Origin of the sequence: Bacillus sp. LNXM12-1, from assembly GCF_003004375.1 — a bacterium.
Classification (GTDB): domain Bacteria; phylum Bacillota; class Bacilli; order Bacillales; family Bacillaceae; genus Bacillus.
The window spans coordinates 148,774-164,907 of the sequence record NZ_PVWX01000001.1 but is presented as its reverse complement, the minus strand read 5'-3'; the positions used below and the strand labels follow the sequence as shown (position 1 = coordinate 164,907).

General features: G+C 41.8%; 18 protein-coding genes. All 18 read right to left on the bottom strand.

The window, feature by feature from the left end; all coding sequences use genetic code 11:
• Window positions 1-64: 64 nt before the first annotated feature.
• The 18 genes from ileS to spoIIGA all read right to left on the bottom strand — a co-directional run bounded on the left by ileS (window position 65) and on the right by spoIIGA (window position 16,090).
• Window positions 65-2,830, bottom strand: a complete 2,766-nt coding sequence (ileS, locus tag C6Y07_RS00855) for an isoleucine--tRNA ligase (RefSeq protein ID WP_060596200.1) — start codon at window positions 2,828-2,830, stop codon at window positions 65-67.
• A gap of 355 nt (window positions 2,831-3,185) precedes the next feature.
• Window positions 3,186-3,680: a DivIVA domain-containing protein gene (locus tag C6Y07_RS00850; RefSeq protein ID WP_003211323.1), complete on the bottom strand. Its 495-nt coding sequence runs from the start codon at window positions 3,678-3,680 to the stop codon at window positions 3,186-3,188.
• 26 nt (window positions 3,681-3,706) lie between these two features.
• Entirely contained in the window at window positions 3,707-4,483 is a 777-nt protein-coding gene (locus C6Y07_RS00845) for a YlmH family RNA-binding protein (RefSeq protein ID WP_034662515.1), read from the bottom strand.
• 53 nt (window positions 4,484-4,536) lie between these two features.
• Entirely contained in the window at window positions 4,537-4,818 is a 282-nt protein-coding gene (locus C6Y07_RS00840; RefSeq protein WP_060596198.1) for a YggT family protein, read from the bottom strand.
• 6 nt (window positions 4,819-4,824) lie between these two features.
• On the bottom strand, window positions 4,825-5,283 hold the full coding sequence (locus C6Y07_RS00835; RefSeq protein WP_034662521.1) for a cell division protein SepF: 459 nt from the start codon (window positions 5,281-5,283) through the stop codon (window positions 4,825-4,827).
• Window position 5,284: 1 nt separating this feature from the next.
• Window positions 5,285-5,974 carry a YggS family pyridoxal phosphate-dependent enzyme gene (locus tag C6Y07_RS00830; protein WP_066031761.1) on the bottom strand — a complete coding sequence of 230 codons (690 nt, stop codon included), beginning with the start codon at window positions 5,972-5,974 and terminating at the stop codon, window positions 5,285-5,287.
• A 6-nt stretch (window positions 5,975-5,980) separates the two neighbouring features.
• A complete protein-coding gene (gene pgeF / locus C6Y07_RS00825; protein WP_080869533.1) occupies window positions 5,981-6,820 on the bottom strand; it encodes a peptidoglycan editing factor PgeF in 840 nt (279 codons plus the stop codon).
• Window positions 6,821-7,057: 237 nt separating this feature from the next.
• Window positions 7,058-7,294 (bottom strand): YlmC/YmxH family sporulation protein, encoded by a 237-nt coding sequence (locus tag C6Y07_RS00820; protein WP_008344958.1) that lies wholly within the window; start codon window positions 7,292-7,294, stop codon window positions 7,058-7,060.
• Between the two features lie 79 nt (window positions 7,295-7,373).
• Window positions 7,374-8,153 carry an ABC transporter ATP-binding protein gene (locus C6Y07_RS00815; protein ID WP_106036777.1) on the bottom strand — a complete coding sequence of 260 codons (780 nt, stop codon included), beginning with the start codon at window positions 8,151-8,153 and terminating at the stop codon, window positions 7,374-7,376.
• A gap of 127 nt (window positions 8,154-8,280) precedes the next feature.
• Complete coding sequence (locus C6Y07_RS00810) at window positions 8,281-8,637, bottom strand: PTS glucitol/sorbitol transporter subunit IIA (RefSeq protein ID WP_106033186.1); 357 nt, start codon at window positions 8,635-8,637, stop codon at window positions 8,281-8,283.
• Between the two features lie 26 nt (window positions 8,638-8,663).
• Complete coding sequence (gene srlE / locus C6Y07_RS00805) at window positions 8,664-9,674, bottom strand: PTS glucitol/sorbitol transporter subunit IIB (protein WP_060596196.1); 1,011 nt, start codon at window positions 9,672-9,674, stop codon at window positions 8,664-8,666.
• Between the two features lie 13 nt (window positions 9,675-9,687).
• On the bottom strand, window positions 9,688-10,218 hold the full coding sequence (srlA, locus tag C6Y07_RS00800; RefSeq protein WP_003210918.1) for a PTS glucitol/sorbitol transporter subunit IIC: 531 nt from the start codon (window positions 10,216-10,218) through the stop codon (window positions 9,688-9,690).
• Between the two features lie 18 nt (window positions 10,219-10,236).
• Window positions 10,237-10,668 (bottom strand): transcriptional regulator GutM, encoded by a 432-nt coding sequence (locus tag C6Y07_RS00795; protein ID WP_034662530.1) that lies wholly within the window; start codon window positions 10,666-10,668, stop codon window positions 10,237-10,239.
• A 12-nt stretch (window positions 10,669-10,680) separates the two neighbouring features.
• A complete protein-coding gene (locus C6Y07_RS00790; RefSeq protein WP_034662533.1) occupies window positions 10,681-11,925 on the bottom strand; it encodes an NAD(P)H-dependent oxidoreductase in 1,245 nt (414 codons plus the stop codon).
• A gap of 445 nt (window positions 11,926-12,370) precedes the next feature.
• Window positions 12,371-13,309, bottom strand: a complete 939-nt coding sequence (locus C6Y07_RS00785) for a sugar-binding transcriptional regulator (RefSeq protein ID WP_060596195.1) — start codon at window positions 13,307-13,309, stop codon at window positions 12,371-12,373.
• 151 nt (window positions 13,310-13,460) lie between these two features.
• Entirely contained in the window at window positions 13,461-14,240 is a 780-nt protein-coding gene (sigG, locus tag C6Y07_RS00780) for an RNA polymerase sporulation sigma factor SigG (RefSeq protein ID WP_003211879.1), read from the bottom strand.
• A gap of 142 nt (window positions 14,241-14,382) precedes the next feature.
• Entirely contained in the window at window positions 14,383-15,102 is a 720-nt protein-coding gene (gene sigE / locus C6Y07_RS00775; protein WP_007499746.1) for an RNA polymerase sporulation sigma factor SigE, read from the bottom strand.
• Window positions 15,103-15,160: 58 nt separating this feature from the next.
• Window positions 15,161-16,090, bottom strand: a complete 930-nt coding sequence (spoIIGA, locus tag C6Y07_RS00770; protein ID WP_060596194.1) for a sigma-E processing peptidase SpoIIGA — start codon at window positions 16,088-16,090, stop codon at window positions 15,161-15,163.
• Window positions 16,091-16,134: the final 44 nt, after the last annotated feature.

Here is a 16,134-nt window from a genome sequence, read left to right as displayed (position 1 = left end):
GTCATTTTCGCAAAAAAGAAAACGCCCCGCATATGGCGGGGCGCTAGTTGGTCATATCACACTGTTAATTCTGGTAATATTTTTCCACGATTTCAGCATTTTTCAGTGACAATGTTGGGTATTTCGGATTTGCACCAACATCTTTTGAAATAATGCGGGAACGTTCGCACAGTTCTCCTTCTGCTTTTTGAACCAGAATCCGTCCTGATGTGTATCCAGGTGCTGATGCGTCAGCATTTTGCTCATCTTCTACCGTTAATTCAGAGATGATAAAGAGCTGCTTCACATCTTCTTTAATGGATGCAAGAAGATTTTTCACTTCTTCTGTCGCATAAAGAGTCACATTTGCTTCAAGTGAACGTCCGATGACTTTCTCATTACGCGCAATTTCGAGCGCTTTTAGCACATCGTCACGCACTTCCATAAAGCGGTCAAACTTCACTTCTGTCGCTTCCGCTTGAGGAACAGTCACACCTTCTGGCATATCTGTTAACTGAACACTTGGCTCTTCAACAAAGCTTAAGTGGCTCCATAATTCATCTGCTGTATGCGGAAGAATTGGTGCAGTCAGCTTCACTAATGCCATTAATGTTTCGTAGAAGACCGTTTGCATGCTGCGGCGGTCTGGATGATCTGCATGCTCAATGTACACGACATCCTTTGCAAAATCGAGATAGAAAGAGCTTAGCTCAATCGTACAGAAATTGTGAATCGCATGATATACGACCGCAAATTCGTAATCATCATAGGCCTTTTTCACTTTATCAATCAATTTGTTTAATTTGATCAAGATATATTGATCCACTTCGCGAAGCTCTTCTACCGGCACCGCATTGACTGCTGGGTTAAAGTCAAATAGGTTTCCATGCAGGAATCGGAACGTGTTACGGATTTTACGATAGACCTCTGCTACTTGTTTCAAGATATCATCAGACACTGGGTGATCGGCTTGATAGTTGACAGAAGATACCCAAAGTCTAAGAATCTCCGCCCCAAGCTGCTTCGCTACCTTTGTTGGGTCAATCGTATTGCCTAATGATTTACTCATCTTGCGTCCTTCTTTATCAAGCGTAAAGCCGTGGCTTAGAACACCTTTATACGGTGCTTTTCCAGTAACAGCAACTGCTGTTGATAAGGAAGAGTTAAACCAGCCGCGATATTGGTCAGAGCCTTCTAGGTAAAGGTCTGCCGGACGGACAAGGTCATCTCTTTCTTCTAAAACGGCCTGGTGAGAAGAACCTGAATCAAACCATACATCCATGATGTCCTGCTCTTTTGTGAATTCACCGTTCGGGCTTCCTGGATGTGTAAAGCCTTCTGGCAATAGTTCTTTCGCTTCTTTTTCAAACCAAATATTAGAGCCATGTTCTCTAAATAATTGAGAGACATGCTGAATCGTTTCATCTGTGATGATCGGCTCGCCATTTTCCGCATAAAAGACCGGAATTGGAACGCCCCATACACGCTGTCTTGAAATGCACCAGTCGCCTCTGTCTCGCACCATGTTGAATAGGCGTGTTTCGCCCCATGCTGGAACCCATTTCGTTTCTTTAATATTGTCTAATAGTGCTTCTCTGAAGTCTTTAATCGATGCAAACCACTGAGCTGTCGCACGATAAATGGTTGGTTTTTTCGTTCTCCAGTCATGCGGGTAAGAGTGCGTGATAAAGTCGAGCTTTTTCAGTGCGCCTTTTGCTTCAAGCTGTTCTGTGATCGCTTTATTGGCATCCTCGTAGAATAATCCTTCAAAACCAGGCGCTTCTTCTGTCATCACACCTTTTTCGTCTACTGGACATAGCACATCAAGACCGTATTTCATACTGACAATAAAGTCATCTTCCCCGTGACCTGGTGCTGTATGAACACAGCCTGTTCCTGCATCCGTTGTCACGTGGTCGCCAAGCATCACAAGAGAGTCTCTACCATAGATCGGATGCTCTGCAACGATGGTATCTAATTCTTTTCCTTTTAATGTTTTCACGACTTCATACTCTTCAAAGCCAAGTGTTTTTGCCACTTGTTCAACTAACTCAGATGCGACAACATATCGCTCAGCACCCACTTGAAGAACGCTGTACTCTAGGTTTGGATGAACACAAATCCCAAGGTTTGCAGGAAGTGTCCAAGGGGTTGTTGTCCAGATGATGAATTGTTCGCCGTTTTCAAGTACGCCTTTGCCATCTTTCACTTTAAATGAAACGTAAATGGATGGTGAACGTTTGTCTTTATATTCAATTTCCGCTTCAGCAAGTGCTGACTCACTTGAAGGAGACCAGTTAACAGGCTTTAGCCCTTTGTAAATATAGCCTCTCTTCGCCATTTCTCCAAAGACAAGAATTTGCTGCGCTTCGTACTCAGGCTTTAACGTGACATATGGATTGTCCCAGTCTGCTCTTACGCCTAATCGCTTAAATTGATTGCGCTGACCCTCGATTTGCTTCCAAGCATACTCTTCACATAATTTACGGAATTCAGCTGTCGACATTTCTTTACGTTTGACTTTTTTATTTTTAGTGAGTGCTGTTTCAATTGGCAAGCCGTGTGTATCCCAGCCCGGTACGTACGGTGCGTGGAACCCATTCATTGATTTAAAACGGACAATAAAATCTTTTAGGATTTTATTGAGTGCGTGCCCCATATGAATGTCACCATTCGCATATGGAGGTCCATCATGCAAAATAAAGGTCGGGCGTCCTTTTGTCCGCTCTAAAACCATTTGATAGATGTCTTTTTCTGCCCACTCCTCTTGGATTTCAGGCTCTTTGTTCGGCAAGTTCCCTCTCATTGGGAATTCTGTTTTCGGCATTAATAAGGTGTCTTTGTAGTTCATACCCATTCCTCCATATGCAAATTCTGATTAAAAAACAATAAAAAAAGCCCTCTCATCCCATAAGGGACGAGAAGGCTTGTCTCGCGGTACCACCCTTTTAGACAGCGCTATGAAACAGCCGCTTATCCACTCTAAAATCGTAACGTGATCAGACGCCTTTTCTTACTCATTCATTTCAGAAAAGGAACTAAAGGGGTGATCTCATTGCAGCGTCTCGTAATGTCAGGCTTCCACCATCCCTGATTCGCTTTATTACGCATATGACAACTGCGAGTGTCCCTTTCAAACGTTTATCTCTTGTTAATTTATGATGGTATTATATGCAACATGTGCACGTCATGTCAAGATGACGCGCTTATTCTTTTTCGTCAAAGACAGCGTCAACTTCATATTCCAGTAAATGATCCCAATCGTCATTTTTTAGAAGATCAAGCTGAGCTTCGATGAGCATTTGGAAACGAGTTCTAAAGACCTTCGACTGTTTCTTCAGCTCTTCGATTTCCATCGCAATCTTTCTTGATTTTGATAGCGCTTCGTTGATAATACGATCTGCATTTTTCTCTGCTTCACGAATAATCAATTTCGCTTCTTTATCAGAATGACGTTTGACGTCTTCTGCTGCTTCCTGCGCCACAAGTATTGATTTGTTTAATGTCTCTTCAATTGTCGCAAAATGACCAAGTCTTTCGTCAAGTTCGTTTACTTTTTCTTCAAGTTCGTTCTTTTTGCGAAGCACGATTTCGTAATCTTTACGTACTTGGCTTAAAAACTCGTTTACTTCATCTTCGTCATAGCCGCGAAAGCTTTTTGTGAACGTTTTATTATGAATATCATTAGGTGTTAATGGCAACCTCGCCACCTCCAGATTCAAGTTCGTTATGTCAGAAGCTCAAATGTTACTTTAAATTTATCTTTTTTGGTCTTCCCATCAATCGTTTTCAAGCTAAATCGGCCAAATCCCCGTACAGAGAGCTGATCGCCTTCGCCGATTGTAAAGGAAGGGTCCTCAGTGACTTTCCAATTAACTTTGACAAGCCCATTTTTGACCAAAAGCTGTGCCTTTTGCCGAGACTGACGGCTGATTGCAGCACATACCGCATCAAGCCTCAGTGAAGAAATGGTATCTTCTTTGATGTCAGTCTTGCTCATAACCGGCTTTAAATCTGCCTGCGTGATTTCCTCTAATGAAACGGAGGCTCTGCCGACATGTGTCAGCTGCGCCCGCACAAAATCGGCGACATCACTTGTACAAATAAACTGCACATCTTCCTCTGAAAATAACAGATCTCCGAATTTTTGACGCTTCAAGCCTGTCCCAATCAGTGAACCGAGAAGCTTCGGGTGTTCTAACGAAATAAACTTTTTCGCATAGTTCACCTGAAAATAAGACAGCTCAACATCCTGAGTAGCCGGTTCTAAATATTCAGGATAAATGAGAGCTCTTTTGCGCTCCGCTCCTTCATACCCGCCAAAAAACATGATCCCAAGCTCATCAGCATGCTGGATGACGGACTCGGTAATAAACTGCTCACGCGGATCAAGAAAGTCTGTTAATTTCATTCGATACTGGTCGAGTGCGATTTTTTTCCAGCCTAACACTTGGTCGACAAATGGCTGTTCGTCTTTTCTAAAATGTTGATAAATATCGCTCATTTTGTTCCCCTCTTATGTAAAAGAGCCTGGCAGCGCCAAGCCCGGCAGCCTGTCTACATGAAGCGTACAATCATATTGTAAAGACCAGTTAGTCCATATGATGATGCAAAACGAATCACAAGCAATGCCACAATTGGCGAGATGTCAATCATGCCAATTGGCGGAATAATTTTACGAAATGGTTCTAAATACGGTTCGCAAATATTTGTCAGAAAACGCCCAATCGATGTTTCTCTTGCAGATGGCACCCATGACATAAAGATGTAAATAATAATCGCGAATGAGTAAATCGTTAATACCGTTCCTAAAATATTAAAAATGAAATTTAGAATCACTATGATTTACCACCTCTGAGGTTCTTCCTCTGTCAAAAGTTCTGATATTGTGCCAGATACATCCACATTATCAGGTGTGCAGAGGAATATATTCGAGCCAATGCGCTGGATGTCTCCACCGATTGCATAAACAGTTCCGCTTAAGAAGTCAATGATTCGCTTTGCTTGATCGTGCTGAATGCGCTGCAAATTCACGACGACTGCACGTCTGTTTTTAATATGGTCTGCAATCTCTTGCGCTTCTGCATAAACACGCGGCTCACTTAACACCACTTTAGAGGATTTCTGCAAGCTTTGCAAGCTGACGACATTTTGTTTTCCAGTCTGCGGACGCTCTTGAAATGCCGCTTTGTCCTTCGTTCCTTTTTCTTCTTGGACTGGTTCTCTTTCTTCATCAATATATTCGTACTCATACTCTTCATCGTCGAGAGTGAAAAAGCTTTTAAACTTATTTTTTATGCTCATGTCACGCACCTCCTGTTTCATTTCCAACAAGTGAAGAGCCAATCCGAACGAATGTCGCACCTTCTTCAATTGCGATTTCAAAATCATTTGACATGCCCATCGATAAATGCTGACAAGGTGCATTTACTTGGTTAAGATGTTTTACTTCTTCTTGAAGATTTTTTAATGTTTGAAAGCAGTTTCGTATCACAGTGTGATCATCTGTAAATGGAGCCATCGTCATCAGTCCAGCAATTTCAATCTTTTTGAAATCAGCGAGCTGCTTCACAAATGGAATCACGTCTTCACTTTGTAAGCCGTGTTTTGACTCCTCCAGCGATGTGTTTACCTGTACAAAACAGCGAACCGTGTGATCCGCTCTTTTTTCAATTTCATTCGCAAGAGACATCCTGTCGAGCGAATGTAAGTAGTCAATTGTTTGAATGACAGATTTTACTTTTCGTGTTTGTAAACTGCCGATGAAGTGCCAGCTAATGCTTTCATCGGTTATGGCCGCTTGTTTTTCAAGTAACCCTTGGTCACGATTTTCTCCAAAGTGCAAAATTCCTGCTTCCTTGGCTTCTTGTGCTCGCTCAATCGAGACATACTTTGTGACAGCGACGACCGATACATCCGCTGGGTTCCGGCCAGCTCTTTTACATGCTTCGTTTATTTGTTCATTTATTTGTCTGAGATTCTCTCGTACATTCAATTGCACTTATGCCTCCTTAAACCCGACAAAAGACATCATACGTCCTGTTTTCCCTTGATCACGGCGGTGTGAGAAGAAAAGCTGATCACTGCAGCTTGTGCACATCGAACTGACATGTATGTTTTCTTCTTTCATCCCTGCATGAAGCAATACGTTTTTGTTTAATGTTTTTAAGTCTAATTTATATTGTCCTTGTGAAATCTCGGAATACACATCCTCTGTTGAAAAGGGAAGCTGTTTCACTTGATCCATGACCACGTCATCGACTATGTAGCAGCAGCTGCCAATGGATGGTCCAATGACGACTTGTATTTGATCGGTCTTGGCACCTTCTTGGTTGACCCATAGATCTACCATCTTTGCACCAATTTGCTTGACGGTTCCTTTCCATCCGGCATGGGCTGTTCCGATGAGTCCATTTTGCGGAGCTAGAAAATAAAGCGGAACACAATCGGCGAAACAAAGAGCGAGCATCATGTTCGGTTCAGACGTATATAAGCCGTCTGTTCCAGGCAGTGCCTCATGATAATGAAGACTTCCTCTTCCTCTTTGCTCCTTGGTGACTTTCTTGATGCGGTCATCGTGTGTTTGGTCTGCAAACACCCAATCAGAGAGCGGCACAGCAGTAGCATCTGCTATGACTTGACGATTCATTTGGACACTAGAAGCATCATCTCCTACATGGAGTCCAGTGTTCAATGATTGATATGGAGAAAGGCTGAAGCCGCCATTTTTTGTCGTAAATCCGGCCAATACCTCTTTACCAGAACATGTCATGTTCGTCCAATCATGAATGGTCATTGCATAAGGTGATTTCTGCTGAAAGGGGTCATATTTGTGTGTCAAAGCTGCCCTCCCACCTTTCATTCATCTCTCTTTATTTCGCTCCTATTTTACCACAAGACATGCGTAGACAGTTAGTGGGATTCATTAAATATTACACTCAAATGTGCCCTTTCTACAGGTTTTTTTTCAAATTGATATGAAAACGTAATCTTTTTACCCGAAAAAGACATTGTTTGCTAAGAATGGAGAGCTTATTTTAAGGATCATTGAATAATTCATTGAGGAGTTATACGAATTTTAAGAAGACAATCGGACAAGTATCACATCTTCGCCAATTTTTACTATATTTCGCCACGGCACAATCATTTCCTCTTCTTTTCCGAAAAATCCCATCATTTTACCTGTGCCGCCGATAATGATCGCTTGTATTTTACCGCTCGTGACATTAATATCAATGTCCCCAATGGTGCCTAGTTTTTTTCCGCTCGACACATCGACGACATCCTTGATTTGGAATTCAGAAATACTGATCATCTGTCCTTCCCCGCCTTTCGTTTTCTACTATAATATGTATGATGGAAAAGCAGGGATACAGACCAATAGTTTCTTTCATCTACAATTTACTTAAGTGAGGACGGCCATTTCTCCACATCACATCTACCGGACATTCAAAGAAGGAAGAAAGCAAATCGCTTGTCATCATCTCTTTTGTTTCTCCTTGATCAAAAACAGTCCCATCTTTTAATAATAAGGTGTGCTGAAAAACAGGCAAAATCTCTTCTGCATGATGGGTCGTATAAAGTAAAGTAGGCGCATCAGGCTTTGAAGCAATGAATGAGATGGTCTCCAGCACCTGTTCTCTTGCTAAAAAATCAAGACCCGTCACAGGCTCATCTAAAATCAGAAGCTTGGGATCATTCATTAAAGCCCTCGCAATCAGGACTTTTTGCTTTTCTCCTTGTGAGAGTGTTTCATATGTCCGGTTCGCATATTTGAATGAACCAAATGCTTTTAATAGATCAATGGCTTTCTCTCTTATCTCATCTGTCGGGGTTTCATAAAGCCCGATCGAAGCAAATGCTCCGCTGAGAACTATTTCAAATGCATTGTCGTCTCTGTGCAGTTTCTTTTCAAGTCCCGCAGAAATGAGGCCAATTTTCTTCCTGAGCTTTTCGCCAAGCGCCTCCTTGCCAAAGACATGTCCCAGCACGGTCATCTCACCTGACGTGGGGAAGTAATATGAGCAGAGCATATTTAATAAAGCGGTTTTTCCCGCACCATTTAAACCGTAAAGCACCCAGTGCTCCTCTTTGTTCACCTGCCAGTCAACAGATTGCAGCAGCCATTTCCCATTTCGTTTTAAAGAAACATCCTTCAATTCAAGTGACACCATCATTTCCCCCTGAGTAAAAATTCTGAATAAACAAACAATGAATGTTTACAGCATATCGCAATTGCTCTTTCTGGTAAACCTCACATAAAAAAAGCTGCTCCTTTTACGGAACAGCTTTTCTTTATCGTTACGAAATTTCAATTCGTACGCCTTCTTTTATATCAGGAAACGTGTGCGGGAATGCAAAGACAGCTCCCGGTAATACATCATCAAACGGCTCTTGGAAGTAGATCGAAATATGGCCGAGCTCTTTAAAGTTGTCATTTGCTTTATTGCCGAGGGCTGTGATCGTGTACGTTTGATCGCCCACTTGAATGGTACCGCCCAGCTTCAGCGGCTCTTCTTCTAAATGTTCGAACTCATGAATGACGGACATATCTCTTAATTCCTGCGGCGCTGCGGGTCCAAATAAAACAATCAGCTTATCTTCTTTAAATTGCGGGACTAAGATCCCAATTTCTTTTACGACAGATTGTGTTACCATGTATCTCGATTCCTCCTTTAATACGTTTAATACATACCGAAGCTGGCAACGTATGCGATCACAACAGATAGAACCCCTGTAATGAGACGGCTATACAAAACAGCTGGTACCCCATATTGTACCGTTTCCGGCTTCGCTTCACCAAGTGACAGACCAACTGGAATGAAATCACACCCTACTTGACCGTTGATGGCAAATAGTGCAGGGAGTGCAAATTGAGGCGGGATATTCCCTAGTGCAATTTGACTACCAATGAGAACACCGATGACTTGTGCAATGACTGCTCCAGGTCCTAAGACAGGCGATAGGAACGGCAATGTACAGACCACGACGAGCAGTAAGAGCCCCCATATAGATCCTGCCAGTGGCGATAGAAAATGAGCAATCAAGTCACCGATTTTTGTATAATTGATAATTCCAATTAACATACTGACAAATGCCATGAATGGAATAATGTTTTTCAAAAGCATATCAACGGAATCACGGCCAGCCTGATAGAACGTACCGGTGACTTTCCCGATTCCTCTTGAGAATCTCATGAGGAAATTACCTTTTTCCTGACGCTCGATATTTTCCTCTTTCAGTTTTGAATAGGTTTCTTTGAAATTCTCCTTGTCAATCGGCTCACTGTTTTCCTGACCTTCTACTTTCGACTCACCATCAGATGCTTCCGCAAAGGAAATATCCTTTTCTGTTACGCCTGATACGAAGATATCCTCTGTAATATGTTTTGCAAGCGGTCCAGAAGGAGAGGATGCCAAAACGTCTACAGTTGGAATGCGCTTCATTGGATACAGTCCGATTCGCGCAGTTCCACCGCAGTCAATGACAACACACATCATTTCATCTTCTGGTATCGAGTTTTTAAAGCCGTCACATGCTTCTGTCCCTGTCATTTCTGCAATTTTACGTGCAACTGGGTGAATGCCTCCCCCTGTAATGGAAACAACCTTTCTTCTTTTACCAGTCGGTTCAAGCTCCAAGCCTTTTCCCCATCCGCCAGCACCTTTTGCAACAAATACTTTGTGGTTTGTCATGTCTAACCCTCCCCTATTGTGAATTCGCTTTCATTTTTCCTGCTAAGTATTTTGTAATCCATTCAGTAATAATACCGCGAAGTAAAATGACGACGATCCCGACTAAGAAGTAACGAACAGCAAGTTCTGACATTGAATATCCTGCTTCTTTAATCCCGTTTGCAATCCCTAAGTAGACAAACAGTTCTCCTGCGTTGGCATACGGGAACAGTGATGTCACCGGATGAACAAATGAAACAGCTGAATCATAGAATGCTGGTTTTTGTTTTTCAGGTAAGAAGCGGCCAAACGTATAAGCCATTGGGTTTGTCAAAATAAGAACAGATAAGATCGGCATTAACGTGTAGCGCAAAATCGTATATTTCGCTGCAAACTGGATCGCTCTATTCACTCGCTCTTCTCCAATAAACTTCATGACAGCATAAGTGAAAGTAAGTAACACAACAAGCGTTGGAACGATGCCTGTAACAAGACCCATGAATTGCTTTCCACCGGCTTCAAACATTCCGATAAAGTGCTCTCCAAACCATTGAATCCATTCCATGTTTCATCTCCCCTTTCTTTAGTTCACATTTGTTATATTTTTTTTCGAAATCGAGACAAGTGCTTGTTCAGCCGCCATGGAAAGTGCGTGCATGACAGCTGGCCCCTTTTTGCGTTTTTTCAATGTCTGCTTCATCATATGGTGCTCGTCTAGCACTGCACCAACATGCTTTCCTTCATATGAAGGAACTTCTTTAAATTTAGATAAGATCGACACACCGCCAAGCACATGGCATTTTTGAATGATATAAGATTCATCCACAATGATGAGCGCTATGGCTCCAGGGCCAACTTTGCGCCGTTCCATTCCCGAAAACAAGTGATAGCCTTGCTTCCCTTTGTAGTCATCAATAAGTGAATCCATGCTCTTGCGGTAGTACTTGATTTGAATAAAAGATAACCCATACTGCACAATGAGAATGATACAAAGTACGATTGCTAATTTTTCCATAGCTTCACGTCCTTATGATTGAAATAAATGATCTTGTAATGAACGCAGCTTCCAGACCGTTGTGTTTGAATCAAGTTCTACATCATCATGAGTCAGGAATTGTCCTAATTTGATGTCTTTTTTCGCTACGACTTTTCCGCTGATTAAGCCAATTGGAATGTGGCCGTTCGTTTTCATGTCTTGATGTGTTTCAAGTACACCTCTTACGGAGTACCCGCCAATTCCGTCAAGTGATTCCCCTGCTTTAATCTCTCTTTTCGCAACAGCTACTGTTTCTGACACTGGTACACCAATTGGGTGGATGGATGAATCATGCTGTAAGACCGCTTTTGCGATGGTGACAGGTGTTTCAAGACTCGCTAAGTGGAAAGGACGGTAAAGTGTATAGTGCGGACCTTTTCCAACTTTTAAGTAGCGCAGTTCTTCATCCACTGGCTCAAGATCACTCTTGACGATGACAAATACGCCTGGTGCAAGTCCATTTACATATTCAACGACTCCGAAGTTATCCAGCACGCCGCCTTGCTGTTTTTGATTCAATTTATCTGCTACATTCTCTAAATTCGCTTCGACTCCGTGCATACCGACTTTATCAGGCAGAAGCCCTGTCGCATTACTTAATAAGTTCATTTCGGCCATTGTTTTTGTGCCGTCCTGGAATGCAGCCAGCATATGTGCACTCATATGTTTACTATCTGCTTCTGCTTTACACGTATCTGGATTTGCTTCTGGGAAGAATGGGTTGTTCTTTCCTTTCCCGGCAACGAGCACCTCAAGACCCATTGTTTTCGCAAATTCATATAATTCTAGTGTTGCTGCTGGTTCGTCTCCAGCTGATCCTGAGTAAACAAGCCCTGCATTTGTGAATAACTTATGCATGACCAAACCGATAGTAATATCAACTTCTACATTTAAAAGAACGAGATGTTTTTTCGAATTAAGCGCTTCCAAAGAAATGTTTGCTCCGACCTCTGGGACACCTGTTGCATCTACTACAACTTCCACGAAATCTGATTGAATCACTTCTCTGTAATCATTTGTGACAACCATTTGATGCGGCTTCGCATGCTGCTTGTAGAAATTTGCTGCCTTCTCTGCTGCACTAAGGTGAATATCACAAACACCAGCGACAATCATGCCTGGAATTTTAGAAATTTGTGAAATGAGTCCAAAGCCCATTTGGCCTGCTCCAATAATCCCTACTTTGATTGGATCTCCACTGCGTTCTCGAGCTAACAACTGTTGATAGATTGACATCTAAATCATCCTTTCAGGTTTTCTTGCTTCTCAATAGATTGCTAGAAATATAATCTGAAACTTTTAACAAATGTTATAAAAATTAACAAAGATCTGCTTATTGTAACATTTGTTATTTTATTTATCATTTGTTATGAACTTAGTTTATATGATGTGTCAACTTTGTGTCAAGCTAAAATCGATAAAATTTTCAATCTTTTTGAGTCTTTAGACTCAAAAAAAACTACCTAATGATATTTAGGTAGTTACAGATTGTTGACAAAGGGCTAAAATGATCTTCATTTTAGCCTTTTGTCTTCTTTTCAGCGTGATAGAAAACCTTTGCAGTCTAGGAAGGACGAGTATCGGAGCGGAGCGAATTTGACATTCGTGAGCACCGGCACGCAGGACTGACACCGAATGCGAGGGTTTGTCTACACGCTGACTACCTAATGATATTAGGTAGTTACTTTAATAAGGCATCTCCTGTTCGTTCATCGGTAATTAATACATGAATTAATCCACCTGCTAATGCCGCCCGGATCGCTTCAATTTTTTCTTCGCCTCCGGCGACACCTATGACCAGCGGAATTTCTTTCAGCTTTTGCGGGCTTATGCCCATCACCCGGTCGTTCCATGGGTGGGGATATACTTCCCCTTGATGATCAATAAAGTTATAGCAAATGTCACCTGCTACATCCTTCGCTTGAAGGATGTCCTCTTCGCCGCTTGTCATATAAGATTTCACCATCGTTGAATGCTGCGGAACACCGCCAATTCCGACAACCGCGATATTTGATGATTCTCCTAGTTCAATCACTTTTTTGATCGACGGCTGTCTAATCAGTACTTCCTTCGCTTCTTTCGTATCAAGCATGACGGGTACATGTAAAAACTCACATTTAGATTTGAGTGCCTCTGTGCATCTCGCAATAATATAGTTGGCGTGGATATCGACGTCTTCATTTCCCACACCTCCGACAAGCGGAACAAATGTCACGGATGGATAGTACTGAACAGACGTAAGCGCTTTCGCCATTTCATGCAGCGTTGTCCCTGAGGAAAAGCCGATAACTTGTCCATCCTTCATCACTTTTAATAAAAAGCCCGCCGCCGCCGCACCGATTCGGCTTTTGGTTGTGTCTTTGCTAAGCGTTTCCACACAGACGACTTCTCGCAGCCCATATTTGCGTTCTATTTTTCTTTCTAACGATCCATACTGTTGATTGACTTCATCATGAATAATGATTTCCACGATTCCTGCTTCACGTGCTTTTGCCAAATATTTCGATATGAGCGAACGGCTAACCCCAACAGCTTCTGCAATGTTAGATTGAGTGGCGCCTTCTTCATAATACATATGCGCAACCTTAATGAGCAGCCTTCTTTCATCATGGAATGTCATAATAACCCTTCTTTCCGCTTAAGTGTTCCCTAACAAATGATATCTAAAATAACATTTGTTAAAAACAGATTAAATGAAAAAAATAACCGAGTCAATACTAGAGGCGTGTTCTCTAACAAGAATGAAAAAAGCCGCACATCAAGCGGCGGCTTTAAAAGATGTTTTTATTCATTTGTTTGATGGCTGCTTTTTCAAGCCTTGAGACTTGTGCTTGAGAAATCCCGATCTCTTCAGCGACTTCCATTTGCGTTTTGCCCTGGAAAAAGCGTTTACGAAGAATCATTTTTTCCCTGTCGTTCAATCTGCGCATGCCCTCTTTTAAGGCCAATTCTTCCACCCATTGTGTGTCTTTGTTCCGTTCATCACTAATTTGATCCATCACATAAATCGGATCTCCTCCGTCATTATAGATCGGTTCAAACAAAGATACAGGATCTTGAATCGCATCTAGGGCAAAGACAATTTCCTCATGAGGCACTTCCAGCACTTTGGCAATGTCTTCTGCTGTTGGCTCCTTGCTTGTCTCACTAATCAGCCTCTCACGGACCTGAAGTGCCTTATAGGCAATATCTCTTAGTGAACGAGACACCCGAATCGGGTTGTTATCACGCAAGTATCGACGGATTTCTCCTATGATCATAGGAACCGCATAAGTTGAAAATCTGACATTGTGGCTTAAATCAAAATTATCAATTGATTTCATTAATCCGATACAGCCTACTTGGAAGAGATCATCGACATACTCGCCTCTGTTGTTAAAACGCTGAATCACACTTAAAACCAACCGTAAATTGCCATTGACTAGCTTTTCTCTTGCTGTATCGTCACCCTCATCTTGCAGCTGTCTGAACAATTTTCTCATCTCGTCGTTTTTCAGAACAGGCAGTTTGGAGGTGTCGACTCCGCAGATTTCCACTTTATTTCTGGACACTTTTTTCCCTCCCTACAGGAGCTGTTGTACAAAGTTCAGTATCTCCTTGGGATGGAAAAATATGCACGAGCGATGACGAGAATCATGTGAAAAAATGGTTATCCCTTTGGCAGTACAGGGATCGAGCTTTCAAAAAATTTTTTTAGACCATTTTATTAAATTCTTTTTGTAATCGTTTAATGATTCTTTTTTCAAGCCTCGAAATATACGACTGGGAAATCCCAAGCATGTCAGCGACATCTTTTTGGGTTTTTTCCTCACCGCCGACCAAGCCAAATCTCAGTTCCATGATCTGCTTTTCGCGGTCATTTAATTGCTCCAGCGCTTTTTTCAGCAGTTTTTTATCTACATTTGCTTCAATATCCCGCGTGATAATATCATCATCTGTTCCAAGTACGTCTGATAAAAGCAGTTCATTTCCGTCCCAATCAATGTTGAGCGGTTCATCAAACGAGACTTCTGAACGGATTTTATTATTTCGCCTCAAGTACATCAGAATCTCATTTTCAATACATCTCGAAGCATATGTTGCCAGCTTGATCTTTTTTTCAGGGTTAAATGTATTGACTGCTTTGATCAGGCCAATGGTTCCGATACTAATTAAATCCTCGATATTAATACCTGTGTTTTCAAATTTCCTTGCGATGTAAACGACTAAACGCAAATTTCTTTCGATCAGAATCGCCCTTGCGGTTTGATCACCTTTTGGTAATTTGACAAGCAGTTCCTGCTCTTCATCCTTTGATAATGGAGGCGGCAGCGCTTCACTTCCACCAATATAATAAATTTCATCACTCTTTAGACCTAGCTTCATGAGGAGTTTATACCAGTAGTAAGTGAGTTTAAATTTTAATTTTTTCATCTTCTTCTCCCTTCTAAATGTCAAGTTGACCTCGTAAGATAAAAGACATCACAAAAAACTACGACACCCCCTGGATGATTTTCCCGTCTAACATATCTGGATGAATGATGGATTGAAATTCCTGATCTGCTGATAAACCGCTCAGACTCAACCCTACAAAACACTTGGCTGGCTGAATCATAAGCGTCTTTGAATAAATGAAGACTGTATCTGGTTTTAGGCATAATAGAAAACCGTGATCATGACCGACTGCTCGATATGGAACAAGTCTTAATCGATCAAGAAGGGGAAATTGATCATCGATCTTTTGCATCACTTCAACAGGATGAGACTGTTTCATGAGCTCTATAAATGGCTCTCCGCAAATGGCCGTTAGCTGATCGGCCTGGACGATCATGACAGGTGTTTTTGTCATAGGATCATACAGCTGATTGCCAGAATCGACGAGTCCATTTAAGCGGATGGTCTCCCCGTGAATGTGTATCTCTACAAGCACTTGTTCATCATATTGTCTTTTTTTCGCACCAACCTCTCCTAATCTTTTCTTTGAAAACAGCCATATCGCAGGAAAGCCGGTTAAAACAAAAAGCCAGCTAATGGGATCACCAAAGCCATCATTTTGTGAAATGAGCAGGCCATCTTGGATCACTGTGTTGGTTTGCAAAAACGAATGAACCCCGATCATGCCTCCTCCCATCAAAAATGTTACAAAGTAAAAAGCAAACAGATTTTGAAAAAAGGAACGAAATCTTTGAAAACCAAAGGTTGCAAGAACGATGAAGACAGAAAAAAATAGTTTGCCTAAAGGGTGTGACACAACCATTGCAAATGGTGTAAAGAGCAAGAGAACAATGCTCGATCCAATGAGAGCTCCTAACATATATCGCCTTTTTTTTACTTGTCGTTTGAGAATAAATGCAGTGAGTAAGAGAAGCAATAGATCAAAACAAAAGTTTAACAGCCAGATCACATCTAAATAAATGACCACCTTCTGCTCCTTTCATCTGAAACAAAGAATCAAAAGCAGTACTT